Source organism: Methylobacterium sp. Gmos3 (assembly GCF_056430985.1).
This window is the reverse complement of the sequence record NZ_JBWJYL010000002.1, coordinates 369,316-392,772: the sequence shown is the minus strand read 5'-3', so window position 1 is coordinate 392,772 and position 23,457 is coordinate 369,316. Positions and strand designations below refer to the sequence as shown.

Sequence of the window (23,457 nt, the reverse complement as noted above, 5' to 3'; positions counted from 1 at the left end):
CTCCGAAGTCCGGCTTCTGGCGAGCCGGTCGGTATTCGTGCGGTGCGACCCCGGCCGGTTTCGGATCGGGCAGCGCCAGGAGAGAGCGCTCAGGCGTACCAGCGCGCTATCGGGCCGGCAACGCGACGGGAGAGACGACGACCGAGCGGCGACTTTCATCCCCGCCGAATCTTATCGCGCGAAGACCGGGCGAGTGGGACGGCTCAGCGTGAGAATAAGCGGCAAGACAATAAAAAAGGCCCGGCGCTGGCGCCGGGCCTCGAAGACCGCATGACACGGGGTTCATCCGGAGCGCCGGGGAAGTGCCTCCCCGGCGCTTTGTTTGCCTTAGAAGTCGCGCTGGACGCGAATACGGATCTGCTGGACGCCATCCGAGGTGGCGGTGCGGACCGGGCCACCGGCGTTGATCGACGCGACGCGGGCGGCGGTGTAGGCCGTCGGGTCCTTGTCCTGGTCGATGACGCGGCCGCTCTTCACGCCGTACTGGGTGTAGAAGCCCTCGAGACCGATATCGAGGTCCTTGACCGGCGACCAGATCACGTTGGCGCCGACCACGAACTGGTAGGTGTCGCGGAGAGCCTGGCTGAGCTGGTAGAAGCGGGTGCCGGGGGCGCCGACGCCGTTCGTGCCGAAGGTGTTGCCGTTGATACCGCTGACGAACTGGGAGAGCTGACCCTGCGCCTGACGGGCGCCGGCATTGAAGTTCTGCTCGCCGTAGCTGCCGAACACCGCCGAACGCCACTCAGGCGCCCAGTAGTGAAGGTAAGCCGCCGAAACCGTGAAGGACGTGGACGTCTCCAGCTGGCCGGTGAACGGGTTGACCGTCGCGTCGTTGAAGTACTGAGCGAACTTCTGACCCTGCAGGGTGCCGGCGGTCTGCGCCGCGCAGCCCGTGTAGGCGCAGTAGCCGGTGTAGAGCTGAGCGCCGTCGGCATACGCGCCCTGGAGGTAGAACGCATCGCCCGGAGCGATGAACGGCGCGTTGACCTTGAGGCCACCCTGCACAGCGTAACCGATCACGCTGTTGGTGTGGGCGACGAAGGATTGGCCGGCGACGGCACCGGTCGGCAGCGCGGCCGTGGTGTTGCCGACGTTCAGCTCGTGCGACGCGGCCGAGATCTGGGCCGAACCCCACGGGGCGTCGTAGCGGGCCACGCCGACGAAGTCGGGCAGGCGGTTGCGCTCGATCACGTCGATCGAGGTCGTGCCGGCGATCGCGCCGGCGGCGTTGAAGAAGAAGACCGGAGCCGGCAGGCTGGTGAGACCGAAGTTGCCGACCGAACCGTTGGCGACCGTCGCGGCGGTGCTGTTCGGCGAGAAGATCGGTGTGCGGCGGAAGGTCGGATCTTCGATCGAGATCGTGGCCGAGAAGCCGTTGCCGATCGTGGCGGTGTAGGCCAACAGGTTGGTCGACGCGACGTCCGAACCGCCGGTGGCGGCAGCGAACTCGAAGTCGTGGGCGTAGAAGTCGAAGAACGAGGAGGCGCGACCGGCGGTGAGGCCGGCGAACTGGATGAAGGCCTTGTCCGCGTTCACGTACTGCTGGGCGCGGCCGAACTGGTCGGTGCCGGTGCCCGGGAAGGCGTTGCCCCAACGCTGGTTGGTGCCGGAGGTGCCGCCGCCGTACGAACCGCCGGTGCGCGAGGCGACTTCGAGACGGGTGAAGGCGCGCAGGGTGCCGTAGCCGGTCTGGGTGCGGGCATCGAGGTTGATGCGGAGCAGGCCACGGTAGCCGGCGGTGTCGCCGAGGTTACCGCCGGACTGACGCGAGTACGTCGTCTCGTAGCCGCCCTCGAAACGGGCGCGGCCCGAGAGACGCAGGCAGGTATCGGTGCCCGGGATGTAGAAGAAGCCTGCGCCGTAGGCCGAGCAGACACGGACGTATTCGATCGGGGCGGCCTTCTTGACGGGCAGATCGGCCGCGTGGGCAGCGCCGACGGCGGCGAGCGCCGCAGCCGACCCGAGCAGAGAGCTCTTCAAGAGCTTCATCATCATCTCCAAAGCTTCGAGACCCAAGATGCGGAGCGCCCGGTTTCCGGGTCATACCGCGTTCTTTTATTTGATCTGGCCCGCGTCTTAGGTGGCGGGCTCCAGCGGGCCGTCGCTTGGCGATGCCCCCGTGCGCAATCACCATGTGCGAACGGCTAAGTCTGTTCAACTTGGATTTGTCTGTCGCGGCGTCGTTCCGACGTGATGTTGCCGGTCCGCAACATCTTGCGAAGGCTATTGCCGGCAAAGGTTTGCGTTGCGCGCATGAAGCTCAGGCGAAGCGCGGCTTTTGCCCCGGGGACGTGCAGTCTTTCGACAGCCTAGGGTCTTTTCGGCGGTCGAACTTTCCACAATGGCGAGTCGGATCGCCTGTCTCGCGGATGGATGATGACGAAGCCTACTCAAGATTCGCGCGCCACCCTCGTCGGGTTCGGGGCGATCCTCCTTTGGGCGTTGCTGGCGCTGTTCACCGCCGCGTCGGGCGGCATGCCGCCTTTCCAACTGGCCACGATCACCTTCCTGATCGGCGGCGGCCTCGGGTGCCTCCCGTTCCTCGTCAGACCGGCGCGCGCGCGGGCTCTGCGGCAGCCGCTGTCCATCTGGCTGCTCGGGGTCGGGGGCCTGTTCGGCTACCACGCGCTCTATTTCACCGCCCTGCGACTCGCGCCGCCGGCCGAGGCGGGTCTCATCAACTATCTCTGGCCGCTGCTGATCGTGGTGTTCTCCGCGCTGCTGCCCGGCGCGAAGGGGCTGCGATTCGGCCACGTGGCGGGCGCGCTGATGGGCCTCGCTGGCGTCGGCATCCTGTTCGCAGGGCGGGATATCGGCTTCGGCACAGGGGCGATGCCCGGCTATGCGGCCTCTCTCGCGGCGGCTTTCGTCTGGGCGGCCTATTCCGTCCTGTCCGCGCGGGTCGGCGCAGTGCCGACCGAGGCGGTGGCCGGCTTCTGTCTCGCGACCGGATTGCTCAGCCTCGTCTGCCATCTCGCCTTCGAGACGAGTGTCTGGCCGCAGGAGGCCAGCGCCTGGGCCGCGATACTCCTGCTCGGCATCGGGCCGGTCGGGGCCGCGTTCTACCTCTGGGACATCGGCTGCAAGCGCGGTGACGTGCGCCTCCTCGGCGTCGCGGCCTACGCGGCGCCGGTTCTCTCGACGTTGATTCTCGTAGCGGCGGGCTATGCGCCGGCCCGGCCGGCGCTCGCCCTGTCGTGCCTGCTCATCGTGGCCGGCGCGCTGTTCGCCGTGCGCGCCTCGCGGACGGCGTGACGCGTCAGGCGCGGGGGAGGGGGCGCCAATCCGGCGGGGCGAGTTCGAACCCGGCGAAGTCGAAGCCCGGCGCCACGGTGCACCCGACGAGGGTCCAGGCGCCGAGGCTGGTGGCCGTCTGCCAATGGTTGGCCGGCACGACGAATTGCGGCCGCTGACCCCGCCCGATCTCCGGGCCGAGATAGTGAGCCGAGGCGTCGTGCCCGTTCGGGCTCACGCTGATCACGAGGGGCGCGCCCGCGTACCAATGCCAGATCTCGGCGGCATCGACCCGGTGCCATGCCGAGACCTCGCCGACATCGAGCAGGAAGTAGATCGCCGTGCCGACCGAGCGACCATCCGCGCTGCGGGGATCGCGGAACGTCTCCTTGTAATGCCCGCCCTCCGGGTGCGGCTGCAGCCCGAGGGCCTTGATCACCTCGGCTGCGCTCATGGAGGCGATGTCCTGCATGGGGTCCGGATCCTCTCCGCGCGTCGTCCGCGCCCGCTATGCTTAGGGCGAACGCGCGCCGCCTCCCAGCCTTGTTCCCCTTCGGTTCGGATGATACCGGCCGCAAACCCCATTTCCCGAGCCGATCCCGTGTCACAGAACCCGAACGTCCGCCTCCATCGTGGCGACCTGCCCGCCTCCTACGATCCCGGCGCCTCCGTCGCCATCGACACGGAGACGCTGGGGCTCAATCCGCACCGCGACCGGCTCTGCGTGGTGCAGCTCTCGACGGGCGACGGGACGGCGGACGTCGTGCAGATCGTCCCCGGCGGCCCGGCCCCCGCGAACCTGATCCGGGTGCTCGGTGACGAATCGGTTCTGAAGCTCTTTCACTTCGCCCGGTTCGACCTCGCGGTGCTGTTCCACCGGCTCGGCGTAATGCCGACGCCGGTCTACTGCACCAAGATCGCCTCCAAGCTCGCCCGCACCTACACCGACCGGCACGGCCTGAAGGACGTCGTGCGCGAGACGGTGGGCGTCGATCTCTCGAAGCAGCAGCAGAGTTCGGATTGGGGGGCGGACACGCTCACCCAGGCGCAACTCGATTACGCCGCCTCCGACGTGCTGCATCTCCATGCGGCCAGGGCGAAGCTCGATTCGATGCTCGCGCGCGAGGGGCGCACCGATCTGGCGGAAGCGTGCTTCCGGTTCCTGCCGTCGCGCGCCCGGCTCGACCTGCTCGGATGGGACGAGGCCGATATCTTCGCCCATAGCTGAGGTCGAAAGCTCTACACTGCGACCATAGAGCCGCGGAGGACTGCGGATTCGCGCTTTATCCGAGTGGGGGTGAGGTTTTGCGGTGACGGTTTCCGTTCAGGATACTGATAGCCTGAACGGGCCCGAGCTTAGCAACTGGGCCAGATCCTCCTCGCCGGTCGCTTCCCGATCAGTCCGGCGAGGAGGGTCCGTCGGAACCTCACGTCAATGTCCGCACCCCCTGTGGGGTGGCGATCCGGGCCTCGAACCGCAGGATCTCCCCGCGTTCGATGGCGATAAGCCAATCGAGATCGAGAGACGCGTGGAGCGCTCTCACCCATGCCGGATCGGGATGCGTGAGAGAGACCTGTTCCAGGCTCGCTCCGAGGTCCGGCATCGATCGCGCGGGATTGCCGCCCGGACCCCAATCGATCACACACGGCGCGGCGCCGTCGGCCGGCCAAGCGCCGTCCGCGCGGAGACCGAAACGCCACGATAGGCCGCTGCGCGACACGGTGACCGGCTCCCCCAGCAGAGCCCGGTGAGGCGCCAGAACGCCGTCGAGGTCGCCGGTGCGAGCCACGAAACCGCGCAACCGCCGCCCGGCATCCCAATCCGCCCACACGGCTGTTCGATCGCTCAGGCCGAACCATCGCGCCCGCTGCGGCCGGTCCGCGTCGGGATCGACCGCGATCACCTCCAGAAACGTCGCCTCGCTCAGGCGAAGGAGGTGGTTCCGCGTGCCCATCTCGCGGTGTCGTCCCCCCTCGGGCATGTCGATGCCGAGGCAGGCGCGGACATGCGCGACACCCTCGGCGAGATCCGGGGCCACGACGACGAGGTGGTCGAAGATCAAGGTCCCGGCTTCCCTGTCACCCCCTCCGCGGGTCGAGACTGCGAAGGGGAGGCCGCGGATGCGAGACCCGCGGCCCTTGCCCCATCAGAGCGAGTAGTACTGCACGAACTAAACGAGACAATCCGTAAGATGCTGATCGGACAGAAAAGACATCTTCCCGCTTCGGTCTGTCATGTCCATATCTGATACGCGTCTGATGGAAAGTGCGCACAAAAGACACGGATCAGACAGATGCGCACCGGTTTGCGCACAATGCTCAAGCGTCTTCAAGGTGGAGGCTCCCGGCTGAGATCGCCTCGACGGCGTCAGCGAGCCCATCGGGGGAATGCTTGGCGTAGACGGCCTCGACCATGGCGACGGTGTTGCCCAGGATCCCGGCGATCTTCCACAGCGGCACGCCCCGCCGCGCCATCCACGTCGCTGCGGTGTGGCGTAGGACGTGGGGCGACACGCCCGGCACGCCGGCCGTCTCCGCGACGTCGACCAGCGCCATGTAGATCGCGCGCTGGGCGTCGAGCACGTACTTCGAGTTCCGCTCGGCATAGGCCCGCTCCAGCACCGGGCGCAGGGCCTTGGAGATGGGCACGCTGGGGCGCCGCTTCTTCGTGCGCGCGTCGCCCGCTCGGTGGTAGTGGATCACGCCCGTTTCGAAGTCGACTTGGTCCCACGTCAGCATCTCGATCACGCGGGTACGGGCGCCCGTCTCAATGGCGAGCATCAGGAAGCGCTCGACCCGGCCGAGCCGCCCGTCGCGGCGCAGCGCGCGAGCAGCCACGACGAGCTTGGCGAACTCCTCCTGCCGCAGCCAACGGTCCCGCGATTCCGAGGGCGACACGGGCATCTCGACGTCGACCCGGGCGGTCGCGGGCAGGCGCTTGCGCTTGACCGCGTGATTGATCGCAGCCCGCGCCTTCGTGAGTTCGAGCCATATCGTGCCGTCGACAGCTTTCTTGCCGAGCCGCCCGGCGCGCCGGTCACGCGCGTATTTGTCGAAGTGGGCTTGCCCGACGTCGGCAGCGGAGAGGGCGCCGAACTCCTGCTTCAGCCGCCCGGCCATGGCCGGCACGCGCTTCTCGCTCGGCGTGCCAGTGACGACCTCCTCGACGTACTGATCCCACACCTCAGCGAAGGTCAGCCCCGCCGCCGGCCGCTTCTCGCGTTGCTTCTCGCCGACGAGCCAGCCGCCGAAGACCTGCTGCGCTGTAGCGAGATCGCCAGTCCGCGTTGAAACGCGGAGAGTGCGCCGCCCCTCGATCCAGTGGATGTAGTAGCGCCCGTTTTCGTGCAGTTCGAGTGTGGGCGCCGCAGGCATCGCTCAGTCTCCAGAAAGGCGTCGAAGTCGATTTGGCGCACGAAGACCGGCCTGCCTGGGATGAACGCCAAGCGGCCCGCGTATCTCAGCTTGCGCACCTTAGAGACGGAGCAGCGCAGCAGCGCGGCGACGTCAGCTTCGGTCAGCAGCGTCGGCGTCATCTTCGGCCACGAGTTGATAGACCTTTACGGCCGTGCCGCTTCGGACCAGCCGGTTTACCTGCAGCCACGCGAAGCCGGGCCGATTCTTGGCCTCCGTGATGTTGAGGGCGGCCGGCGCGCGGTGCATGGCCTCCTCGACATACTGATCGGTCAGCTTGTGGATCTCGACGCCGAGCGCCTGCGCCATACGGCTCAAGTTCTCCCGAGTGGGGAAGCTCGTCTCGTTCTCGGTCGTGTTGACGACATTCCGGTTCAGCCCAGCGCGGCGGGCGAGTTCGGCTTGCGACCAGCCTCGATCGCGGCGCATCTCGGCGATCCGGCCCGCGATCATGTGCAGCTTCGCCTTGCGCACCGCATCGTCGGCGGGTGCGTCGGGCAGGCGGTCCACAAGCCCGTCAGACGCAACCTCAGACACGTCGTCAGCCTCAGCGTTCATGCTCGTTGTCCGTTTCGTCTGTCACTATCGGACCTGTAAGACATTTTGTCCGGGACTGCAAATCGCAGCGTTGACGGCGGACATTTTGTCCGTTAGCTATCATCCAATCAGACAGAGGCGGACATGGCCCGGTTCAACAGCAAGAAGTTTCTCGCTCGGTATTTCCCGGACATGGCCGGCTTATCGAGCCTAGTGACCGCCTACGGTTTCGACGCGCCGCAGGCTGCCGCGCTGGAGAAGTGGCGCAGCCGCGAGACGGTGCCAGGGGCGTGGCTGCCGGTGATTCTCGGCGTCCTCGAACTTGAACACGGCGCCCCCGTGTCTATCCTGCCCTTCATTGATCGTTGAGGACGCCATGTGCTTACGCGCTGCTGACGTGCAGATGTATTGGCGTTTCTCCGCTTTGATGCGGCACGGCCTTGAAGCTGGCTGGGCTCCCGCCGCCTTGGAAGAAAGCTACGACGAGATCGCGAGCCTCGCGCTCCACACGAAACACGACGGGCTGCGCCAGCAGTGCGAATCGCTGATGGCCGAGTTCTGCGCCGCTCGCGACGCCGAGATTACCCGCGAGCCGTTCTACGACGATCTGCAGGGAACCTCTCACGCAGTTCCACTCGTGGCCGGCGCGCTCGCGGTGTGGCTGCGGTGAAGATTCTGGGGATAGATCCGGGCGCGAAGGGCGCGCTCGCGCTGGTCGACGGACATTCCGTCAAGCTGTTCGAAATGCCGAAGCTGTCGGTGCAGCGCGGCCGGAGCAGCAAAGACGAGGTCGACGGCTACGCGCTAATGGACATCTTGTCTGATATGTCGCCGGACGTGGCTTATCTGGAGCAGGTCGGCGGCATGGACGGTCAATCCGCGAGCGCCGCGTTTAACTTCGGTCGCGCCGCCGGGGCCGCCGAATACCTGTTGATGGGTCTGCGGATCAGACACGTTCGCGTCCCACCGACCGTCTGGAAGCCCGTCTTCAAGATCCGCGGCGGCAAGGACGACGCCAGGATGCACGCCATGCGGCTGTGGCCCGACGCTGCCGCCGAGTTCCGCCGCCGCCGCGTCGACTTCGCGGAGGCAGCCCTGATCGCCGAGTACGGACGCCTGCAGGAGCGTGACCATGACCTCTTTGACTGACGATGCCGTTGAACAGGCGAAGACCGAGATCGCCAAGCGGCGCGCCGGAGTCGCGGACGGTGCGGAGGTGTCGAGCGTCAATCGTCTTGACGATTCGGTGCAGGTCGACCTCGTCAGCGTGTTCCTCGACCGAGGCGTACCCACGGTTCTGTTGCTGCCGGCGGGCGGCAAGATGATGAAGGCCCGCCTCTCGCCCGCGCTGCTGGGCTCGCTGATCGCGGGCCTGGGGGCCACGGCCGGCGCGCTGATCGGCTCGCGCTGATGCCCACACCCTTTCCGCACCAGATCGAAGGCGGCCAGTTCCTCGCGTCCGGCGGGGTGCTGCTGGCGGACGAGCCCAGGGTGGGCAAGACCGGCGCCTCGATCATCGGCCTGGACCTGATGATGGCGCGCCGCGTGCTCGTCGTCACCACGGCGACCGGCCGGGCCAACTTCGGCCGCGAGGTGCGGGAGTGGCAGGCGTTTCCCCGTCGCGTGCAGGTTCTCTACGGCGCGACGGAGAAAATCGATTCCGAGGCCGACGTGCTGGTCGTGGCATGGTCGATCGTGGCGGACAAGCGGCTCAAGCCCAGGCTGGAGACGTGGCCCGCCGAAGTCGTGGTGCTCGACGAGAGCCACTACGCCAAGAGCTTCGACGCCAAGCGCACCAGCGCCGCGATGATGCTCGGCGCCAAGGCCGACCGAGCGATCTGCCTCTCGGGCACGCCCATGCCGAACTCGCCCCTCGACCTGTGGCCGATGCTGCGCACCTTCGCGCCGGATCGTGTGTCCGATCTGTCCTACGACAAGTTTCTCGACCGCTACTGCGTCGTCCGGCGGAAGTTCATTGCGGGCGAGTGGAAGCCGATCGTGCTGCGCGGCAAGAACGAGGCCGAGTTGAAGCAGCGCCTCGACGGCTTCGCCCTCCGGCGCACCCAGCAGGACGTCGGGATTCGCGAGCCCATCTACGCCACCCTGGCGCTCGACCCGGGCAGCTTCAACGGCAAGGACTACCGCGCCGCCCTGTCCGAGATCGAGGATGCCGACGAGATCCTGACCGCCGCTGAGACCGGCGACACGGCGACGCTCGAACAGCACATGGGCACGCTCCGGCGCGTCACCGGGCACATGAAGGCCTTCGCGGTCGCGGAGGTCGTCAAGGAGGAGATCGCGGACGGGCGCATGGACCGGGTCGTGCTGATGTGCTGGCACACCGACGTCGTCGAATGCCTGCGCGACGCCCTGCGCGATCTCGGCGTCGTCACCCTGACCGGCGCCACCCCGGCCCGCGAGCGCGCCGCCACCGTCGAGGCCTTCCAGAGCAACCGCGCCCGCGTCTTCATCGGCCAGATGATCGCGGCGGGCGAGGCGATCGACCTTTCCGTTTCGAGCGACCTGATCTTCGTGGAATCGAGCTTTACGCCGAAGGACATGAAGCAGGCCGCCCTCAGAATCACCAATCACGCGCAGAAGAAGCAGTGTTTGGTGAGAGTTGCCGCGTTGGCGGGCTCGATCGACGAGACGTTGACGGCGGTTCTAGTGCGCAAAGTCGCATCCATTCGAGAGGTCATGCCGTGATTAGCATTCACATCGAAGCGCACCCGGACCGGGGCGATCTGGAGACCCAGATCAAGCAGTCGTTAGCCGCCATCGGCTTCTTCCGCACGCCGAGCATCGGCGCGCAGATGACGTCCGGCTCGTCTGATATGTCGTCCGACGCTACCGAGACGAAGGCCGAGCCCGCCAAGCGCGCGCGCAAGGCGGCCGACAAGCCGCAGCCGACCCCGCCGGCCGATCCGGCCCCCGAAGCCGCCGCCCAGGACGCCGCCGACGAGGTGGCCGAGCAGCAGGCCAAGGCCGAAGCGGCGAAGGAGAAGGCGGTCGCGGAAGGCAAGGCCGAGCCCACGGCCGCCGTCGTCTTCACCGCCGACGATATGCGCAGCGCGGCCGGCGCCTACGCCAAGGCCTACGGGATGCCGGCGGCCCAGGAGGACGGCGGCAAGATCATCGCGATCGAGGGCATCAAGGCGCTGTCGAAGGTGCCGGAGGACCAGATCGCGGCGGTCACGCAGCGCTTCCGCGACGCGCTGGAGCAGAACCCCTACGGCCGCGAGAAGGTGGCGTGATGGCCGTCCTTCACGCCTTCGGGCTCATCTTCGGCGGCGCGCTGATCCTGTTCGGCGCCGCCGGACTCAACGCCTATGCGCGGCGCTGGGGCGACGACGAGGTGACGCAGCGGGACTACCTGCTCTACGGCGGCTCGGCCGCCTTCGCGGGTGCGTTCCTGCTGATGGCCGTCATCGCGACCATGGGGCGCGCCTAATGTCCGCCGGCCACGCCCAGCGGGCGCACGCGACATGGTCCGCCAGTGCCAGCGGGCGCCTCTGGGCGTGCGCCGGCAGCCTCACCCTGGCCGCCACCTCGACGATCGGCGACGTCGAGAGCGAGGCGGCGGCCTGGGGCACCGCCTGCCACGAGGTCTCGGAAGCTTGCCTGCGCAGCGGGCAGCAGGCCGAGGAGTGGATCGGGCGCTTCGTCGTGACGAAGTCCCATCGCATCGAGGTCGACGAGGAACTGGCCGAGACGGCGCAGGTCTACGTCGACTACGTCCGCAAGGCCTCCCAGGCGGGCGCCTTGTGGATCGAGCAGCGGTTCAGCCTCGCCGCGCTCGGCCCGCCGTTCGATGCCGGAGGCACGGCCGACGCCGTGGTCTTCGATGCGGAGGCACGCACCCTGGAGGTCATCGACCTCAAGGGCGGGCGCGGCGTCCGGGTGGAGGCCAAGGAGAACAAGCAGGCCCGCACCTACGCCCTGGGCGCGGTCCTGGCGAATCCTGGCCTCGACGTCGAGTGGGTCAAGTCGACGATCGTTCAGCCGCGCATGGCCCACCCCGAGGGGCGGGTGCGATCCGAGACGATCCACCTCGCCGACCTGATCGACTGGACCGGCGAGCTACGGGAGGCGTGGGACCGCGCCGCTGATGCGCAAGTCGATTACGGCGCTGGCCCCGTCGATTCCGAAGCGGCCGAGGAGTGGGCTCGCGCCTATCTCTCCCCCGGCGACCACTGCAAATTCTGCCCGGCGGCTGGCTTCTGCCCGGCCCTGGCCGCTCGTGCCGAGGCCGAAGCCAAGCGCTTCTTCAAGGACGAGACCGGCGCCGAGCAGCCGAACACGACGGACCGGCTGGCCCCCGAGGAGGTCGCCCGGATCCTCGACAACGCCGACATGATCCAAGACTGGCTCAACTCGGTCCGGGCCTATGCTCACCGCCAGGCCGAAGGCGGCGTCGTCATCCCGAACTACCAGCTTGTCGAGAAGCACGGCCGCGAGGCCTGGCGCGACGGCGCGGACGAACAGGTCCGGGCCATGCTGGAATTTCTCGACGTGCCCACGGGCACCTACCTCAACGCTCCCAAGCTGCGGACCCCGAAGCAGGTCCGCAAGGCGCTCGCGCCGGAGCACGCCAAGCTGATCGACGGTCTGTCGATCACGCCCACTGTCGGCACCTCCCTGGTCCGGCAGGACAAAACCGTGCGGGAGCCGGTCGTACCGGCCGCGCACAAGTTCTTATCCGCTGTTGAAGACTGAAAGGCACTGACATGACGTCCCGTACCGAGAATTTCCGCGCTCCCTTGGCTCGCCTGTCGCGCTGTAACCTGTTCAAGGCCCGCGCCCGCAATGAGAAGGAGCGATTCGAAGTTAATCTGATCTTCCCGAAGTCCACGGACTTAGGTGAGATCAAGAAGGCGATCATCGAGGCCGCGACCGCCGAGTGGGGCGAGAAGGCCAAGACGCTCCTGCAGAACGGCGCGATCAAGCAGCCGATCCTCGACGGCGACGGGCCGCAGGGTGTCTCGAAGAAGTCCGGCGAGCGCTACAAGGAGCTCGAAGGCATGTACTTCATCCGCTGCGCCTCGAACCTGCAGCCCGCGCTGTTCTCCAAGAAGATGACGGCGGCGGTCGAGGGCACGGACCTCTACTCCGGCTGCTACGGCTACGCCGTGGTTCACGCCTACACCTGGGAGAACGCCGAGAACGGCAAGGGCGTGTCGATCGGCCTGTCCATGGTGCAGATGGTCCGCGACGGCGAGAAGCTGGGCGGGGGCGTCGCCGATCCCACGAAGTACTTCGAGGCGATCGACGACGACGGCGAGGCCGCCTCGGATGGCGGCACGGGCGACGGCGCTGGCGCGCTGTTCTCCTGAGCGTCTGATCCGTCATCCGACGACGGCGCGCTGTGAGGCGCGCCGTCTCCCACCGCAGCAGGAGCACCACCATGAACTGGCTTAAAGACCACCCCTACGCCAATCCGAAGCGGCGCCTCACGGGCCGTCAGCGCGCCTACGTGTTCCGTGACAAGCGTGGCAACACGCTTTTCATCGGCATCGAGGATCGCTCGCGGTGGCTCGCGCACCAGGGCAACCGCGAAATCACGCGCCGCGCCGCCCAGATCGCCTCCGGTCGTCTGGAGGTGTCCCGTGGCTAAGAAGGCAGAGCCCGGCGTCGGGCACAACAGCGGTGAAGGCGTCGCCGCCGACGAACTGAAGCAGTTCATCGAGCGCATCGAGCGCCTGGAGGAGGAGAAGGTCGGCATCGCCGGGGACATCAAGGAGGTCTACGCCGAACTCAAAGGGCGCGGCTTCGACGCCAAGGCCATCCGGGCGATCATCCGGGCGCGCAAGCAGGACCACAGCGAGCGGCAAGAGTTCAACGCGATCTGCGAACTCTACTGTCAAGCGCTCGGCATGGAGAACCTGTTCTCGTGAGCCGGTTCTTCGACCGCATTCGCGGCTGCCCGGCCTGCGCGATCATCGTCTGGGCCGCGATCATGGCGCTCGTCTACTGCGCGATTGCGTGGTGGGCCCTGTCCGGCCCCGTGCCGAAGGTCGACGCCCGTAGCCGCACGGCTGGGGCGCCGTTCTGCGACGAATGAACGGCCTGCCGGATCAGCCGTGGCACGCCGAGGCCATCCGCCTCGCGAGCCTCGGCGTCACCAAGGAGGAGATCGCCTTCGCTGTGGGGCGGTCCCTCTACACGGTGCAGAAGCTCCTCCTGCCCAACACTCGGGCGAACGTTCAGGAGCGCCTACGCCGCCGGCACCACCGCCGAATGGAAGACCCTGCGTGGCGCGAGCGCGAACGCCTGCGCCACCAAGCTCGCCGTGCCCGTCAGAAGGAAGCCACCCAATGCCCACCCATGAAGACGACCTCCCGGGATACCTCCGCGACGCCTACGCCGGGGCCATAGAGCACGGCCTGCTGCAACTGAACCTCACCCGCATCGGCGCCGATGGCACCCGCCAGTGGCAGTGTTCCAGCCGCTTCCCCCGCTCCGGCGGCTACCACATCTCGATCGAGGCCGACCCGTTCGACGCCATCATGGGCGCGCTCGGGGCGTGGCGGCGTGTCGAGGGCGCGGTTCCGGCTCCAGCCCCGCAGGAGGAGCCCGGTGAGGGGCTGTTCGACTGATGCCCTACCCCCGCAGCGCCGTCACGTTCCACGTCAGCGCCGTCGACCCGGCCGCGACCGCGACCAGCGCCGCGGTCTGCAGCGTCACGGTCCCGTCCGCCGTGACTCGGGCCGACGTCACGATCAGCCCCGCGGGGAGGGCGCTCTGCGGCTCCACGACGACCCGCTCGCCCGCCTTCAGCGTGTCTCCTGTCTTGGCCGGCGTCAGCGGCGACAGGGTGATCGTGCCGGACGTCGCGAGCGCCAGCGCCGGCACCTTCGCGCTGGCCGTGAAGGCGGCGGCCTGCTTGGGGGCGGCTTCGAGAGCCGCTACGCGAGCCGCCAGCGCCGCCGCGGCCGTCTCGGCGGCCGTAACGCGCGAGGCCAGGGCGGTCGCCGCGCTCTCGGCAGCCGTGACACGGGAGACCAGCGACGTCACGCCCGCCTCGGCGGACGCCATGCGCGAAGACAGGGCGGTGATCGTGCTCTCAGCCGCCGCGGTCCGGGTCGTCAGCGCCGTCGCGGCCGTCTCGGCGGCCGTGACGCGGCCCGCCAGCGCCGCGGCGGCAGCTTCGTCCTGCGACAGCCGCGCAGCCGTGGCGGTGTCGACCTTCTCCAGGGCCCCGGCCCGCGTCGCGAGCGCCGCCACCGCGCGCTCTACTGCGGCGATCTCCTCCATCATGGCTCCGAGGACCTGGGCCTGCGCGGCGACCGTGGCGCCCGTCGCCGCCAGCGTGGCCTTCAGGGCGTCGAGGCGCTGCCCGAGATCGGTGGCCGCCGCCGTCGTGCCTGCCTCCAGGGCGCGCACACGGGCGATCATCGGCGCCAGGAATCGCGCCCGCGTCGCCTGGACCGGCGGGCCGTCCGGCATCGTCATAAGGATGGGCGTCGTGGTCTCGTTCGGCGCGCGCATGATCGTCGAGACGACGAGCCGGCAGCCATATCCTACCGCAGGAGCTTCGTCGGCCATGGGTGTCTCCTCTGTCACCAGACGATCGGACGTAGCATGACAGACCTGCACATTGATTTCGAGACGAGGAGCCCGGTCGATCTCAAGATCGAGGGCGTCTATCGCTACATGGAGCACCCGGAGACGGAGCCGCTGATGGCGAGCTACCGCTTCGATGACGGGCCCGTGCGCCGCTGGCGCCCGCCCGAGCCGTGCCCGCCCGACATCGTCGCCCATGCCGGGGCAGGGGGCCGGATCGTGGCTCACAACGCGGGCTTCGAGCGCCTGCTGTGGTCGATGGTTCTGGTATCCAGATACCGTTGGCCACCGGTCGACGTGGAGCAATTCCGCTGCACGGCGGCCCAGGCCGCAGCCCTGTCGCTGCCGCGCGATCTCGCGCGCCTGGGCACGGCCCTGGGGCTGGCCGACCAGAAGGACACGGCCGGCAAGAACTACATTAACAAGTTCTCGAAGCCCTGGAAGGCCAAGAAGGGAGAGAACGCCGATGCGTAACCGATTTGGCGGCCCCTGCTACCGGTGCGGGCGCTACGTGGCGCCGGGCACAGGGCACTTCGAGAAGCACCGCGGCGGCTGGCGCGTCCAGCACGCCCTTCGTCTCGGGCACGGCGCTGTGCGCTGTGAGGACGTGCAGGAGGAGAAGGGCAGGCAATGAACACCCTCTGGAACGAGCCCGCTGACCACACCGCCGACTTCGAGGCCTTCCACGCCTATTGCGATCAGGACGTGCTCACCGAATGTGCGGCCGACCGCCGGATGATGCCGCTGCGCCAGGAATGCCAGGAGGCCTACTGGCGCAACGAGCGCATCAACGACCGCGGCATTCGCGTCGACGTCGAGAGCGCCAAGGCCGCCCTGCTCCTCGTGCAGCGCGCCAAGGCCGTGCTCGACCGGGAGATGCGGGAAGTGACCGACGGGGCCGTCACCGGCTGCTCCAAGGTCGAGGACATCAAGGCGTTCTGCCGCGAGCGGGGCAACGACAAGGATCGCTTCGACAGCCTCGCCAAGGCCGAGATCGAGGACATGCTGGAGGACGACACCCTGCAGCCCGAGATCCGCCGCGTGCTGGAGCTTCGCCAGGAATACGCCAAGACCAGCACCGCGAAGATCCAGGCCTTCCTCAACCGCGCCGGCCGGGACGGTCGAATCCGCGGCTCGTTCCTGTTCCGGGCGGCGGGCACGGGGCGCTACTCCTCGACCGGTGCGCAGGTCCACAACCTGCCGCGTCCTCGGAAGGTGTTCGGCGATGCCGACCTCGACCCCGCCACGCTGTTCGCGGCGATCCGCACGGCGGACCCTGCCCACCTCCGTTTCCTCTACGGCGACGACCTCGGCAAGCCGCTGTGGCTCGTCTCGGACGCGATCCGCGGCTTCCTGTGGGCCGCACCGGGCCACGACCTGATCGCCGCCGACTACAGCGGCATCGAGGGTGCCGTCGCCGCCTGGGTCGCGGGCGAGCAGTGGAAGGTCAAGGCGCTATTCGACCTGATCGCCGATCCGAAGCTGCCCGACATGTACCGGCGCGCGGCGGCGGGCATCTTCAACACGACGGTCGACCTCCTCGACAAGAAAGATCCCAGGCGCCAAGTCGGCAAGGTCTCGGAACTGTCGCTCCAGTACCAGGGAGGGGTGGGCGCGTTCCGGTCCATGGCGCGCAACTACTCCCTGAAGATCCGGCCCGTGTTCGAGCCCGTGTGGGAAGCGGCGGACCCGGAGCGCCGGGAGAAGGCCGAGAGCCGCTACGAGGAGTGCAAGGCCCGCAACGAACTGCTGACGCAGCAGCTATGCCGCGAGGAGTGGCTGGCGGCCGAACTCGTGAAGGTGGGCTGGCGCGCGACGCACCCGGCGATCGTCGCGGCGTGGAAGGCGCTCGAAGCCGCCGCCCGAGGTGCGGTCGACGCTCCCGGTAGCCAGTGCTCGGCCGTGAAGTGCTCGTTCCTCGTCGCCAAGGGCTTCCTGTGGTGCCGCCTGCCGTCCGGCCGCTGCCTCGCCTACGGGCGCCCGCAGGTCCGTGAAGTCGAGGTGCCGTGGGCGGACAAGGCGCTGACGCCGGAGCTTCGCGAGAAGCGCCCCGTCGTGACGGCGCGCGGCGTGGACAGCCAGACGAAGCAGTGGGTCCGCTACCCCCTCTACGGCGGCCTGCTGTTCGAGAACGTCGTGCAGGCCATCGCCCTCGACCTGCTCGACAACGGCCTCGCGCTGGCCGAGGAGGCGGGCTACCCCGTCGTCGGGCACGTCCACGACGAGATCATCGCGGAGGTGCCGCGCGGTTTCGGTGACGTCGGCGCCTTCGAGCGGCTGATCTGCCAGCTACCGGCATGGGCGGACGGGTTGCCACTCACGGCGGGCGGCTGGCGGGGCAAGCGCTACCGGAAGGACTAGCCGCAGGGCTAGAAGTTGCGGCTGTCCTCGACCATGAACCCGCCGAAATCGGTGAACGTCATGCGGCCACCCGCAGGCACCGTGACGTTGGCGCCGCCCTTCAGGCGCAGGTTGCCACTGTGGACGAGCGTCGTGACGGCGTCGAGGAAGTAGACCTTGACCCGCTGCCCAATGAAACTGTCGGAAAAACGCGTGATCGACGTGGCCGCCGTGTTGGCGGTTGTCCACAACCCCGAGCGATCGTTGCCTACGGACGGCGTGGCGCTGTTGACGGCGAGGCCCTGGACCAGCGACGGCATGACGCCCGAGAATCGGTTGCCCTTGCCGATGGTGGGATCATAGCCGATCGGGTTCAGGCCTGGCACCATGTCCGCGTCCACACCTTGCAACCGGCACCTGTCCGTGGTGCCCGCGAGGTAGACCAGCGATCCGGCCGCATTCTGCCAGCCTTGCGCCTGCACGCCTCGAACCGACACGCCGATGCAGTTCGTGAGCTTGACGCCCGTAAACGCGCCGCCGTCGTTCCCGCTCCGGCTATCCCCGATCTGGATATTGGAGATATATCCGTAAGCTGCGTTCTGTATATCCAAGGCATTGAAGTCATTGCTGTCGCCGAAAAGCTTATAGAATAGCCCTCGGCTGATGTCGATCTGGCTCTTGAAGTTCGTCCTTACGCAGGACTTTCCGGCATTGATGTGGACCGGCCCGATAAACAGACCGGGATCTGCGTCCGTGCCGATCAGGTCGATGCCGTAATCGACGTCCACGATCTCGCCGGAATGAACGCCCAGCCCCTCCGTGTTCAGACCGTTGGTCGCCCCGCCGGGGTCATAGATGCCGCGCTGCGCGTAGGTCGCGAAGATGTCGTAGATCTGGGTGGCGAAAGAGTAGCGTAAGGTGATCGGGTTCTGCGCACCCCGTCGATTCTCCACCGCCCCGGTAAAGTGGAACCCGGAGATGATCGCCTGCCATGCGTTGCTGATATCGGCACCGTTCAGGAAGTAGTTCTGCCCGGTGACGTCGCTGTTGCCCGCGCCGACGAAGCTGAGATCCCGCAGGGTCAAGCTGCTGTACTGGTAGAAAGGCGACGGGCCTGCGCTCGTACCGGCGAAAGCGAGGACGAGCGGCGGCGCAACTCCGGGTCCGGCGGCCGCGAACTCGACGCCCTGAACCGCGATCTGCGCGCCGATCCGCTGCTGCGTGACTTTCAGGAGAGATCCCGCCCCTGTCGCGCAGACGATCCGGCCCGTGCCGCGATGCGGGGCGACGAGCGAGAAGGGCTTCGTGGTCGAGATAACCCGAGGCGTGGTCAACGCCCAGGTCCCCATCGGCACCTCGATCTCTACAGCGCCGGTTCCGGTGTCGGCGCTGCGCGCGAGCGCCGCATTGAAGATGCGGTCGTTGTCGACCTGAGACGCCCCCCATCCACCGTCTTGCGCCAACGAAAAACGCGAGGCGGTGATCTGGTCGCGCGTTGCGGGAACCGCCGCGACAGTTGGGGGCGTATACGTGTTCGATGCGGCGCTGATGGCGCTCCGAGCGGTCGCCTGATCCACCGATTTGGCGACGGCCTTGCCCACCGCGCCGGCATCGACCAGACCATCGACGGTCGTTGCTCCGGGATCACCCTGTACGCGGCCGATGTACGTCCACGGCACGGGTGCGCCTGGACCGGCGAAAGCGTATCCGTCACCTGCGCTGTACGACCGTCCGGTCGCGTCCTTGCCTGCGCCGTCCATGACCCAGATGTCGCCGCGCACCGCAGTGAGCGTCGGGAGCGCGGCGTAATTGGCGACCCGCCCCTTCATGGTGACGTTGCCGATCCCGGCAATCACGCCGGCCAGGGCGTCGAGCTCGGTGTCGACCCGCTGACCCGGCAACGAATCCTTCGGCCGGTTGGCCTGAAAACCGGCAAAGCTGAATTGGCGCTGGTAGGGAGGCATCGTCTGACGGTCCGGCTGCTGCGGGCGTGCTGCGCACCATACAGATCGGACAATCGGCAGACAAATCGGCTTGACGTCGGCGGACGGATCGGACGATAACGGTGCCACTACGGCGCCGTAGCGGCGCCGCTAAGGAGGCGCTGATGAACCGGCAAGCGCGAGGCGTGAAGCGCGTCTCGATCCGCCTGAACCCCGACACGATCAAGGAGATCGACGCCGCCGCCAAGCGCGAGGGTGTCTCACGCTCCGGCATGGTCGCGCGGCTCGTCCATCAGGGTCTCGGCCCTGGCGCGCAGGAGCGGTGCGCATGACGCCGCGCTCGATCGACGAGGCGCGCACGGCCGCGCCCAACCTCGGCTTCGCCGTCTACGCCCTGGAGCCTGCGGGCACCGTGACGCTCGAAATCCTCGACGACGGCCAGAGCTTCACCTTCGTCGGCGCCACGGAGGCCGAGGCCTGGGAGCGGGCGTTCCCCGGCCCGGCCGTCTCGCCCATCGCAGCCGCGATAGACCGGATCGAACCGGAGGCTTCGGCGGCGGTCGAGGAGCCGACTGAGAGCCTGTTCGACTGACCCAAGCCCACCACAGGAGGAACCATGCGCGTCTTCTTCGACACTGAGTTTTACGAGAACGGCCGGACGATCGAGCTCATCAGCATCGCCCTCGTGCGTGAGGACGGGGCCCGCTACGCGGCTGAGACGCGAAGCGCAAAGTTATACTGCGGGTGCGACCCGTGGTTGGTTGCGAATGTGATGCCGCACCTGCGTGGCGGCGACCGCGTCAAGGTTCGCCGCGTCATCGCCGACGAGATCCTGGCCTTCGTCGGCCCCGAGCCCGAGTTCTGGGCCTACTACGCCGACTACGATTGGGTCGCGCTGTGCCAGCTTTACGGCCGGATGATCGACCTGCCGAAGGGCTGGCCGATGTTCTGCCGCGATGTGCAGCAGATCCGCGTCGAGCGGCCCGACGTGAAGCTGCCCGAGAACAAGGGTGCGCATGACGCAATGGCCGATGCGCTATGGTGCCGCGAGGCGCACCGGCTGCTGACGGAAGCACAGCCGTCCGTTCAGCATCACGCCGTCTGATCCGTCACCCGACAACAGGAGAGCATCATGGACATCGTCGACATCGCCGGCCGCACCCGCGTGTTCGGAGCCCCGCAAGATTGGAACCCAGAGCGCGATGGAGAATGCGGGGCCCTGCCCATCCGCGACGAGATCTTCGCCGCAGGCGTCAACAAGATGGTCTCGGAATGGAAGCCGAGCGCTATCGAGATCGAGCATTTGAAGCTCGGCGCGCCGTTGCAACTCGGCATCATCGGCACGACGCATCCGGTCGTGTCGCTCGGCGTCGGCGCCGTACCGCCGCGTCCGCCCAAGGAGCCAGCGGCGCGCATGTCGCGCATTGAGGCGCTGATGCGTGATCTGGAGGCGGGTCCGTACAGCGGCATGGGTGATGAGGGGAACAACTGCATCTTCGATGACGCTCGCCGCCTGATTCTCGACCTGCTCGGCATCTCAGCCAAGCCCGCAGGCGAGCAGATTGCGGATGCCCTGACCGCGCGTTCGAAGGCGCTGGCCGCCGACATCGCGGGAGGCTCGGACGAGGCCGCCGGCTCGCTCCTGGACATGCTAGAGTTCACGCGGCGGTGGCTGCCCGAGTGCTTCCCGGCAAACGAGGAGGGGCAGATCCCATTCGCGCGGGCGCTGTGCGAGAGCCTGATGGACGCGGCCGAGGTGCACCTGAAGCGGGAGGCCGAACGGCGGCAGGACGAGGCGTGGGACCGGGCGGAAGGCGCTGCCCGGCGCGATGCGCTCAAGGACGACTGAGCCGTCCGATCCGTCACCCGACACCTCCAGCCACCCCGCAGGCCGATGAACGCCCAACCCCGCTCGCCCATCGCCCTGTCGCAGGTGCTCGACTTCCTCGCCCGCCTGGATCCGTCCGGCGGGCAAGTCCACCTCACCGCGATCAGCCAGGACGAGGAGGAGATCGCCTCGCGGCTGTTCGAGAGCATCGACGACGCCGACCTGCCGGCGTGGCTCGACGCGCACGCGGGCTGGCATCTCTATTACAGCGTCAACCGGCCCGGTCCGCACGCGCCGAACACGAAGCTGCGCAAGGATCACCTCGACGCCATCCGCGCGCTGTGGGCCGAGATCGATCCGCGCCCCGGCGAATCCCTCGACGACCTGCTCGCCCGGGTGAAAGTTCTCGAAACGGGCCCACTCCCGCCGTCCGCCATCCTCACCAGCGGCAACGGCGTCCACGTCCTCTACTTCCTCGACGCGCCGCTGGATGCCAAGGCAGAGAACGGGCGCCACCTCCGCGACGCCGAGGACGCCAACCGCGGGCTGGCCGCGGCGCTGGGCGGCGATGCCTGCCACAACGCGGACCGGATCCTGCGCCTGCCGGGCACGATGAACTGGCCGAACGCGCGCAAGCTCGCCAAAGGCCTGCACGGCGGTCCGGCCCGCCTCGTCTTCACGTCTGAGCGGCGCTACAGCCTGGACGAGATCACGGCGGTCTACCCGCCGGTCGCCGCGTCCGATCTGTCCGATTCCGAGCCTGCGATACGCGCGGCGCTGGAGGAGCTGGACTTCGACACCGTCGCCTCGACGCCGCCGCCCGCTTCCCTGGCCGAGCGGACCCGGGCACACGCCAAGGCCGCGCCGCGCTTCCGCGCCGTGCTGGCGGGCGACCTCGATCCGCCGCCGGGAGACGGCACGGCCTCTGCGTGGCGCTTCGCCCTGGCGATCGAGATGGCGGGCCGCCGACCGGACTACGACGTCAACGACTTCGGCTTCGTGGCCTTCGCCCAGGAACACTTCCACCCGTCCTCCGGGGTGTTCACGCCAAGGATGCTGGCGCGGGACTGGGCACGCGCCGTGGCGGCGGTGGAGGATCGCACGGAGCGCGACCGGAGCCTGTTAGGACCCATCCCGGACGACGAGGAGATCGACGTGTCGGCGTTCCCGCAGATCGAGGCGCCGGCCCGGGTCACGCTCTCGCTGACGGCGTTCAACGAAGCGGTCACGCTGGCGCGCACGGCGGGCCGCAAGCCGCTGGTCAAGGGCCTGCTCGACCAGGGCGCCATGACGGTACTCTACGGCGACAGCAACGTCGGCAAGACATTCGTGGCGCTCCTGCTCGCCTACCACGTCGCCAAGGGGCTGGACTTCGCGGGCATGAAGACGACGCAGGGCCATGTCGCCTACATCGCCGCCGAGGGTGGCGTCGGCGTCACGCTCCGCGCCGCGGCGCTCTCGAAGGATCTCGGGGCGTGCCCATCCTTCGACTTCGTCCTGTCCCCTGTCGACCTGTTCGATCCGAACGCCGATCTGGAGCCGCTGATCGCGCTGCTGCGCACGCTGCCCGATCTGGCGCTGATCGTCCTCGACACATTCTCCCGGGCCCTGGCGGGCGGCAACGAGAACGCCTCGGACGACATGGGGCGGATGGTCAAGCACCTCGACAGGCTCCGCGCGGCGACGAAAGCCCATCTCCTCGTCGTCCACCACACGGGCAAGGACGCCGCCAAGGGCGCTCGCGGCCATTCGCTGCTGCGCGCGGCGACCGACACCGAGATCGAGGTCGCCGAGGGGCGCATCGCCGTGACGAAGCAGCGGGATCTTCCGCGCTCGTGGCAGTCCGGTTTCGCGCTGAAGCCGGTCTCGCTGTGGAAGGACGAGGACGGGGCGGCCGTGGGGTCGGCGGTATGCGTGCTGACGGCCACCGTGGAGACGGCGCCACCCGGGACGGCAACGGCGCGGGAAGGTGAGGTCTTGGCGGCATTGCGAGCCTGTTCTGAGACGGCAGACAACGACCGGGGCGGCGTGAAGGTCGAGGAGATCGTGGAGGCCCTTGAGGGCCGCATGAACCGCGGCGTCGTGCGCACGATGGTGATGAACCTCGTGGCGAAACGGCTCGCCGTAAAGGTCGATCGGGGGTTGTGGAAGCCGTCCGACAAAACGTCCGTGACTGTCGAGGCGACGCCGCTGTTGCATCCGATCAAGGATGACGAAACGCCAGACAAAACGTCCGACGAGGGCCTTTTCGACTGAGATCGGCAAAGTGCAAGAAGTGCAACGGAAGTGCAAGACGAAGTGCAAGATGGCCGTTGCACTCGAAAGTGCAACGAAGTGCAACGGAAGTGCAAGACTGCAAGATGCAACGAAATCAACGAATTAGCAAAAGTGCAAGAAAGTGCAACGAAGTGCAAGATCGACCCCCGGCAACCCCAGACCGCAGCTAGGGGCGGGACCACCCCTTTAGGGGTGTCCTCCCCAGCGCAGGGAGCCCGCCCGTTTTGCACGTTGCACTTTGCGTCGGATCGGAATTTCCAACGCCTTTCCCGATCAGTCACGCGGCGGACAAAACGTCCGATAAGATTTTCCAACGCCTTT

The 23,457-nt window shown here is 67.9% G+C and carries 29 protein-coding genes and 1 pseudogene; 22 read left to right on the top strand and 8 right to left on the bottom strand.

Features of this window, described 5'->3' with window-relative positions:
* Positions 1-327 precede the first annotated feature (327 nt).
* Positions 328-1,989 carry a porin gene (locus ACS5Q7_RS05425; protein ID WP_478338391.1) on the bottom strand — a complete coding sequence of 554 codons (1,662 nt, stop codon included), beginning with the start codon at positions 1,987-1,989 and terminating at the stop codon, positions 328-330.
* Positions 1,990-2,376: 387 nt separating this feature from the next.
* On the opposite strand from ACS5Q7_RS05425, the gene yddG reads away from it, so the two are divergent.
* Positions 2,377-3,255: an aromatic amino acid exporter YddG gene (gene yddG, locus ACS5Q7_RS05420; protein ID WP_478338390.1), complete on the top strand. Its 879-nt coding sequence runs from the start codon at positions 2,377-2,379 to the stop codon at positions 3,253-3,255.
* A 4-nt stretch (positions 3,256-3,259) separates the two neighbouring features.
* On the opposite strand, the gene ACS5Q7_RS05415 is transcribed toward yddG, so the two are convergent.
* Positions 3,260-3,688 (bottom strand): cupin domain-containing protein, encoded by a 429-nt coding sequence (locus tag ACS5Q7_RS05415; RefSeq protein ID WP_478338559.1) that lies wholly within the window; start codon positions 3,686-3,688, stop codon positions 3,260-3,262.
* A gap of 147 nt (positions 3,689-3,835) precedes the next feature.
* Here ACS5Q7_RS05415 and ACS5Q7_RS05410 point away from each other — a divergent pair, with 147 nt between their 5' ends.
* Positions 3,836-4,462, top strand: a complete 627-nt coding sequence (locus ACS5Q7_RS05410; RefSeq protein WP_478338389.1) for a ribonuclease D — start codon at positions 3,836-3,838, stop codon at positions 4,460-4,462.
* 199 nt (positions 4,463-4,661) lie between these two features.
* Here ACS5Q7_RS05410 and ACS5Q7_RS05405 read toward each other — a convergent pair whose 3' ends face one another.
* The 4 genes and pseudogenes from ACS5Q7_RS05405 to ACS5Q7_RS05390 form a co-directional block, all read right to left on the bottom strand.
* Positions 4,662-5,297, bottom strand: coding sequence for a VOC family protein (locus ACS5Q7_RS05405; RefSeq protein WP_478338388.1), 636 nt, complete (start codon positions 5,295-5,297; stop codon positions 4,662-4,664).
* A gap of 256 nt (positions 5,298-5,553) precedes the next feature.
* A complete protein-coding gene (locus ACS5Q7_RS05400; RefSeq protein WP_478338387.1) occupies positions 5,554-6,609 on the bottom strand; it encodes a site-specific integrase in 1,056 nt (351 codons plus the stop codon).
* 62 nt (positions 6,610-6,671) lie between these two features.
* Positions 6,672-6,770: pseudogene (locus ACS5Q7_RS05395) on the bottom strand (hypothetical protein); the annotation flags it as partial.
* Positions 6,742-7,206 carry a helix-turn-helix transcriptional regulator gene (locus ACS5Q7_RS05390; RefSeq protein ID WP_478338386.1) on the bottom strand — a complete coding sequence of 155 codons (465 nt, stop codon included), beginning with the start codon at positions 7,204-7,206 and terminating at the stop codon, positions 6,742-6,744. The gene ACS5Q7_RS05390 and the pseudogene ACS5Q7_RS05395, both read right to left, overlap by 29 nt.
* Before the next feature lie 123 nt (positions 7,207-7,329).
* On the opposite strand from ACS5Q7_RS05390, the gene ACS5Q7_RS05385 reads away from it, so the two are divergent.
* The 13 genes from ACS5Q7_RS05385 to ACS5Q7_RS05325 all read left to right on the top strand — a co-directional run bounded on the left by ACS5Q7_RS05385 (position 7,330) and on the right by ACS5Q7_RS05325 (position 13,781).
* Complete coding sequence (locus ACS5Q7_RS05385) at positions 7,330-7,554, top strand: hypothetical protein (protein WP_478338385.1); 225 nt, start codon at positions 7,330-7,332, stop codon at positions 7,552-7,554.
* 34 nt (positions 7,555-7,588) lie between these two features.
* Entirely contained in the window at positions 7,589-7,855 is a 267-nt protein-coding gene (locus ACS5Q7_RS05380) for a hypothetical protein (protein ID WP_478338384.1), read from the top strand.
* Complete coding sequence (locus ACS5Q7_RS05375) at positions 7,852-8,334, top strand: hypothetical protein (RefSeq protein WP_478338383.1); 483 nt, start codon at positions 7,852-7,854, stop codon at positions 8,332-8,334. The genes ACS5Q7_RS05380 and ACS5Q7_RS05375 overlap by 4 nt, the downstream gene beginning before the upstream one ends.
* On the top strand, positions 8,312-8,596 hold the full coding sequence (locus tag ACS5Q7_RS05370; protein WP_478338382.1) for a hypothetical protein: 285 nt from the start codon (positions 8,312-8,314) through the stop codon (positions 8,594-8,596). Before ACS5Q7_RS05375 ends, ACS5Q7_RS05370 begins: the two co-directional genes overlap by 23 nt.
* Entirely contained in the window at positions 8,596-9,891 is a 1,296-nt protein-coding gene (locus tag ACS5Q7_RS05365; RefSeq protein ID WP_478338381.1) for a DEAD/DEAH box helicase, read from the top strand. Before ACS5Q7_RS05370 ends, ACS5Q7_RS05365 begins: the two co-directional genes overlap by 1 nt.
* Positions 9,888-10,439 (top strand): hypothetical protein, encoded by a 552-nt coding sequence (locus tag ACS5Q7_RS05360; protein ID WP_478338380.1) that lies wholly within the window; start codon positions 9,888-9,890, stop codon positions 10,437-10,439. Before ACS5Q7_RS05365 ends, ACS5Q7_RS05360 begins: the two co-directional genes overlap by 4 nt.
* Complete coding sequence (locus ACS5Q7_RS05355) at positions 10,439-10,636, top strand: hypothetical protein (protein WP_478338379.1); 198 nt, start codon at positions 10,439-10,441, stop codon at positions 10,634-10,636. Before ACS5Q7_RS05360 ends, ACS5Q7_RS05355 begins: the two co-directional genes overlap by 1 nt.
* Positions 10,636-11,901 carry a DUF2800 domain-containing protein gene (locus ACS5Q7_RS05350; RefSeq protein WP_478338378.1) on the top strand — a complete coding sequence of 422 codons (1,266 nt, stop codon included), beginning with the start codon at positions 10,636-10,638 and terminating at the stop codon, positions 11,899-11,901. The genes ACS5Q7_RS05355 and ACS5Q7_RS05350 overlap by 1 nt, the downstream gene beginning before the upstream one ends.
* 11 nt (positions 11,902-11,912) lie before the next feature.
* Positions 11,913-12,518 (top strand): ssDNA-binding protein, encoded by a 606-nt coding sequence (locus ACS5Q7_RS05345; protein WP_478338377.1) that lies wholly within the window; start codon positions 11,913-11,915, stop codon positions 12,516-12,518.
* 71 nt (positions 12,519-12,589) lie between these two features.
* Positions 12,590-12,799, top strand: coding sequence for a hypothetical protein (locus ACS5Q7_RS05340; RefSeq protein ID WP_478338376.1), 210 nt, complete (start codon positions 12,590-12,592; stop codon positions 12,797-12,799).
* Positions 12,792-13,079 carry a DUF2312 domain-containing protein gene (locus ACS5Q7_RS05335; protein WP_478338375.1) on the top strand — a complete coding sequence of 96 codons (288 nt, stop codon included), beginning with the start codon at positions 12,792-12,794 and terminating at the stop codon, positions 13,077-13,079. The genes ACS5Q7_RS05340 and ACS5Q7_RS05335 overlap by 8 nt, the downstream gene beginning before the upstream one ends.
* On the top strand, positions 13,076-13,246 hold the full coding sequence (locus ACS5Q7_RS05330; RefSeq protein WP_478338374.1) for a hypothetical protein: 171 nt from the start codon (positions 13,076-13,078) through the stop codon (positions 13,244-13,246). Before ACS5Q7_RS05335 ends, ACS5Q7_RS05330 begins: the two co-directional genes overlap by 4 nt.
* A gap of 253 nt (positions 13,247-13,499) precedes the next feature.
* Positions 13,500-13,781 carry a hypothetical protein gene (locus tag ACS5Q7_RS05325; RefSeq protein ID WP_478338373.1) on the top strand — a complete coding sequence of 94 codons (282 nt, stop codon included), beginning with the start codon at positions 13,500-13,502 and terminating at the stop codon, positions 13,779-13,781.
* Positions 13,782-13,785: 4 nt separating this feature from the next.
* On the opposite strand, the gene ACS5Q7_RS05320 is transcribed toward ACS5Q7_RS05325, so the two are convergent.
* Positions 13,786-14,730 (bottom strand): hypothetical protein, encoded by a 945-nt coding sequence (locus ACS5Q7_RS05320; protein WP_478338372.1) that lies wholly within the window; start codon positions 14,728-14,730, stop codon positions 13,786-13,788.
* Between the two features lie 36 nt (positions 14,731-14,766).
* On the opposite strand from ACS5Q7_RS05320, the gene ACS5Q7_RS05315 reads away from it, so the two are divergent.
* Positions 14,767-15,222, top strand: coding sequence for a hypothetical protein (locus ACS5Q7_RS05315; protein ID WP_478338371.1), 456 nt, complete (start codon positions 14,767-14,769; stop codon positions 15,220-15,222).
* Between the two features lie 156 nt (positions 15,223-15,378).
* The gene (locus ACS5Q7_RS05310) at positions 15,379-17,109 is read left to right on the top strand and encodes a DNA polymerase family A protein (protein ID WP_478338370.1); all 1,731 of its coding nucleotides are present in this window, start codon (positions 15,379-15,381) and stop codon (positions 17,107-17,109) included.
* An 8-nt stretch (positions 17,110-17,117) separates the two neighbouring features.
* Here ACS5Q7_RS05310 and ACS5Q7_RS05305 read toward each other — a convergent pair whose 3' ends face one another.
* Entirely contained in the window at positions 17,118-19,052 is a 1,935-nt protein-coding gene (locus ACS5Q7_RS05305; RefSeq protein WP_478338369.1) for a hypothetical protein, read from the bottom strand.
* A gap of 143 nt (positions 19,053-19,195) precedes the next feature.
* Here ACS5Q7_RS05305 and ACS5Q7_RS05300 point away from each other — a divergent pair, with 143 nt between their 5' ends.
* The 5 genes from ACS5Q7_RS05300 to ACS5Q7_RS05280 are packed head-to-tail and all read left to right on the top strand — an operon-like array spanning position 19,196 to position 23,115.
* Positions 19,196-19,363, top strand: a complete 168-nt coding sequence (locus tag ACS5Q7_RS05300) for a ribbon-helix-helix protein, CopG family (protein ID WP_478338368.1) — start codon at positions 19,196-19,198, stop codon at positions 19,361-19,363.
* The gene (locus ACS5Q7_RS05295; protein WP_478338367.1) at positions 19,360-19,623 is read left to right on the top strand and encodes a hypothetical protein; all 264 of its coding nucleotides are present in this window, start codon (positions 19,360-19,362) and stop codon (positions 19,621-19,623) included. Before ACS5Q7_RS05300 ends, ACS5Q7_RS05295 begins: the two co-directional genes overlap by 4 nt.
* A gap of 24 nt (positions 19,624-19,647) precedes the next feature.
* Positions 19,648-20,136 carry a 3'-5' exonuclease family protein gene (locus tag ACS5Q7_RS05290; protein WP_478338366.1) on the top strand — a complete coding sequence of 163 codons (489 nt, stop codon included), beginning with the start codon at positions 19,648-19,650 and terminating at the stop codon, positions 20,134-20,136.
* Between the two features lie 27 nt (positions 20,137-20,163).
* The gene (locus ACS5Q7_RS05285; RefSeq protein WP_478338365.1) at positions 20,164-20,880 is read left to right on the top strand and encodes a hypothetical protein; all 717 of its coding nucleotides are present in this window, start codon (positions 20,164-20,166) and stop codon (positions 20,878-20,880) included.
* A gap of 45 nt (positions 20,881-20,925) precedes the next feature.
* Positions 20,926-23,115, top strand: a complete 2,190-nt coding sequence (locus ACS5Q7_RS05280; RefSeq protein ID WP_478338364.1) for an AAA family ATPase — start codon at positions 20,926-20,928, stop codon at positions 23,113-23,115.
* Positions 23,116-23,457: the final 342 nt, after the last annotated feature.

Coding starts and splice junctions, on each gene's coding strand:
- ACS5Q7_RS05425 (WP_478338391.1), bottom strand. CDS start 1,989: ATGAAGCTCTTGAAGAGCTCTCTGCTCGGGTCGGCTGCGGCGCTCGCC.
- yddG (WP_478338390.1), top strand. CDS start 2,377: ATGACGAAGCCTACTCAAGATTCGCGCGCCACCCTCGTCGGGTTCGGG.
- ACS5Q7_RS05415 (WP_478338559.1), bottom strand. CDS start 3,688: ATGAGCGCAGCCGAGGTGATCAAGGCCCTCGGGCTGCAGCCGCACCCG.
- ACS5Q7_RS05400 (WP_478338387.1), bottom strand. CDS start 6,609: ATGCCTGCGGCGCCCACACTCGAACTGCACGAAAACGGGCGCTACTAC.
- ACS5Q7_RS05390 (WP_478338386.1), bottom strand. CDS start 7,206: ATGAACGCTGAGGCTGACGACGTGTCTGAGGTTGCGTCTGACGGGCTT.
- ACS5Q7_RS05385 (WP_478338385.1), top strand. CDS start 7,330: ATGGCCCGGTTCAACAGCAAGAAGTTTCTCGCTCGGTATTTCCCGGAC.
- ACS5Q7_RS05380 (WP_478338384.1), top strand. CDS start 7,589: ATGTATTGGCGTTTCTCCGCTTTGATGCGGCACGGCCTTGAAGCTGGC.
- ACS5Q7_RS05365 (WP_478338381.1), top strand. CDS start 8,596: ATGCCCACACCCTTTCCGCACCAGATCGAAGGCGGCCAGTTCCTCGCG.
- ACS5Q7_RS05355 (WP_478338379.1), top strand. CDS start 10,439: ATGGCCGTCCTTCACGCCTTCGGGCTCATCTTCGGCGGCGCGCTGATC.
- ACS5Q7_RS05350 (WP_478338378.1), top strand. CDS start 10,636: ATGTCCGCCGGCCACGCCCAGCGGGCGCACGCGACATGGTCCGCCAGT.
- ACS5Q7_RS05345 (WP_478338377.1), top strand. CDS start 11,913: ATGACGTCCCGTACCGAGAATTTCCGCGCTCCCTTGGCTCGCCTGTCG.
- ACS5Q7_RS05340 (WP_478338376.1), top strand. CDS start 12,590: ATGAACTGGCTTAAAGACCACCCCTACGCCAATCCGAAGCGGCGCCTC.
- ACS5Q7_RS05325 (WP_478338373.1), top strand. CDS start 13,500: ATGCCCACCCATGAAGACGACCTCCCGGGATACCTCCGCGACGCCTAC.
- ACS5Q7_RS05320 (WP_478338372.1), bottom strand. CDS start 14,730: ATGGCCGACGAAGCTCCTGCGGTAGGATATGGCTGCCGGCTCGTCGTC.
- ACS5Q7_RS05315 (WP_478338371.1), top strand. CDS start 14,767: ATGACAGACCTGCACATTGATTTCGAGACGAGGAGCCCGGTCGATCTC.
- ACS5Q7_RS05310 (WP_478338370.1), top strand. CDS start 15,379: ATGAACACCCTCTGGAACGAGCCCGCTGACCACACCGCCGACTTCGAG.
- ACS5Q7_RS05305 (WP_478338369.1), bottom strand. CDS start 19,052: ATGCCTCCCTACCAGCGCCAATTCAGCTTTGCCGGTTTTCAGGCCAAC.
- ACS5Q7_RS05300 (WP_478338368.1), top strand. CDS start 19,196: ATGAACCGGCAAGCGCGAGGCGTGAAGCGCGTCTCGATCCGCCTGAAC.
- ACS5Q7_RS05295 (WP_478338367.1), top strand. CDS start 19,360: ATGACGCCGCGCTCGATCGACGAGGCGCGCACGGCCGCGCCCAACCTC.
- ACS5Q7_RS05290 (WP_478338366.1), top strand. CDS start 19,648: ATGCGCGTCTTCTTCGACACTGAGTTTTACGAGAACGGCCGGACGATC.
- ACS5Q7_RS05285 (WP_478338365.1), top strand. CDS start 20,164: ATGGACATCGTCGACATCGCCGGCCGCACCCGCGTGTTCGGAGCCCCG.
- ACS5Q7_RS05280 (WP_478338364.1), top strand. CDS start 20,926: ATGAACGCCCAACCCCGCTCGCCCATCGCCCTGTCGCAGGTGCTCGAC.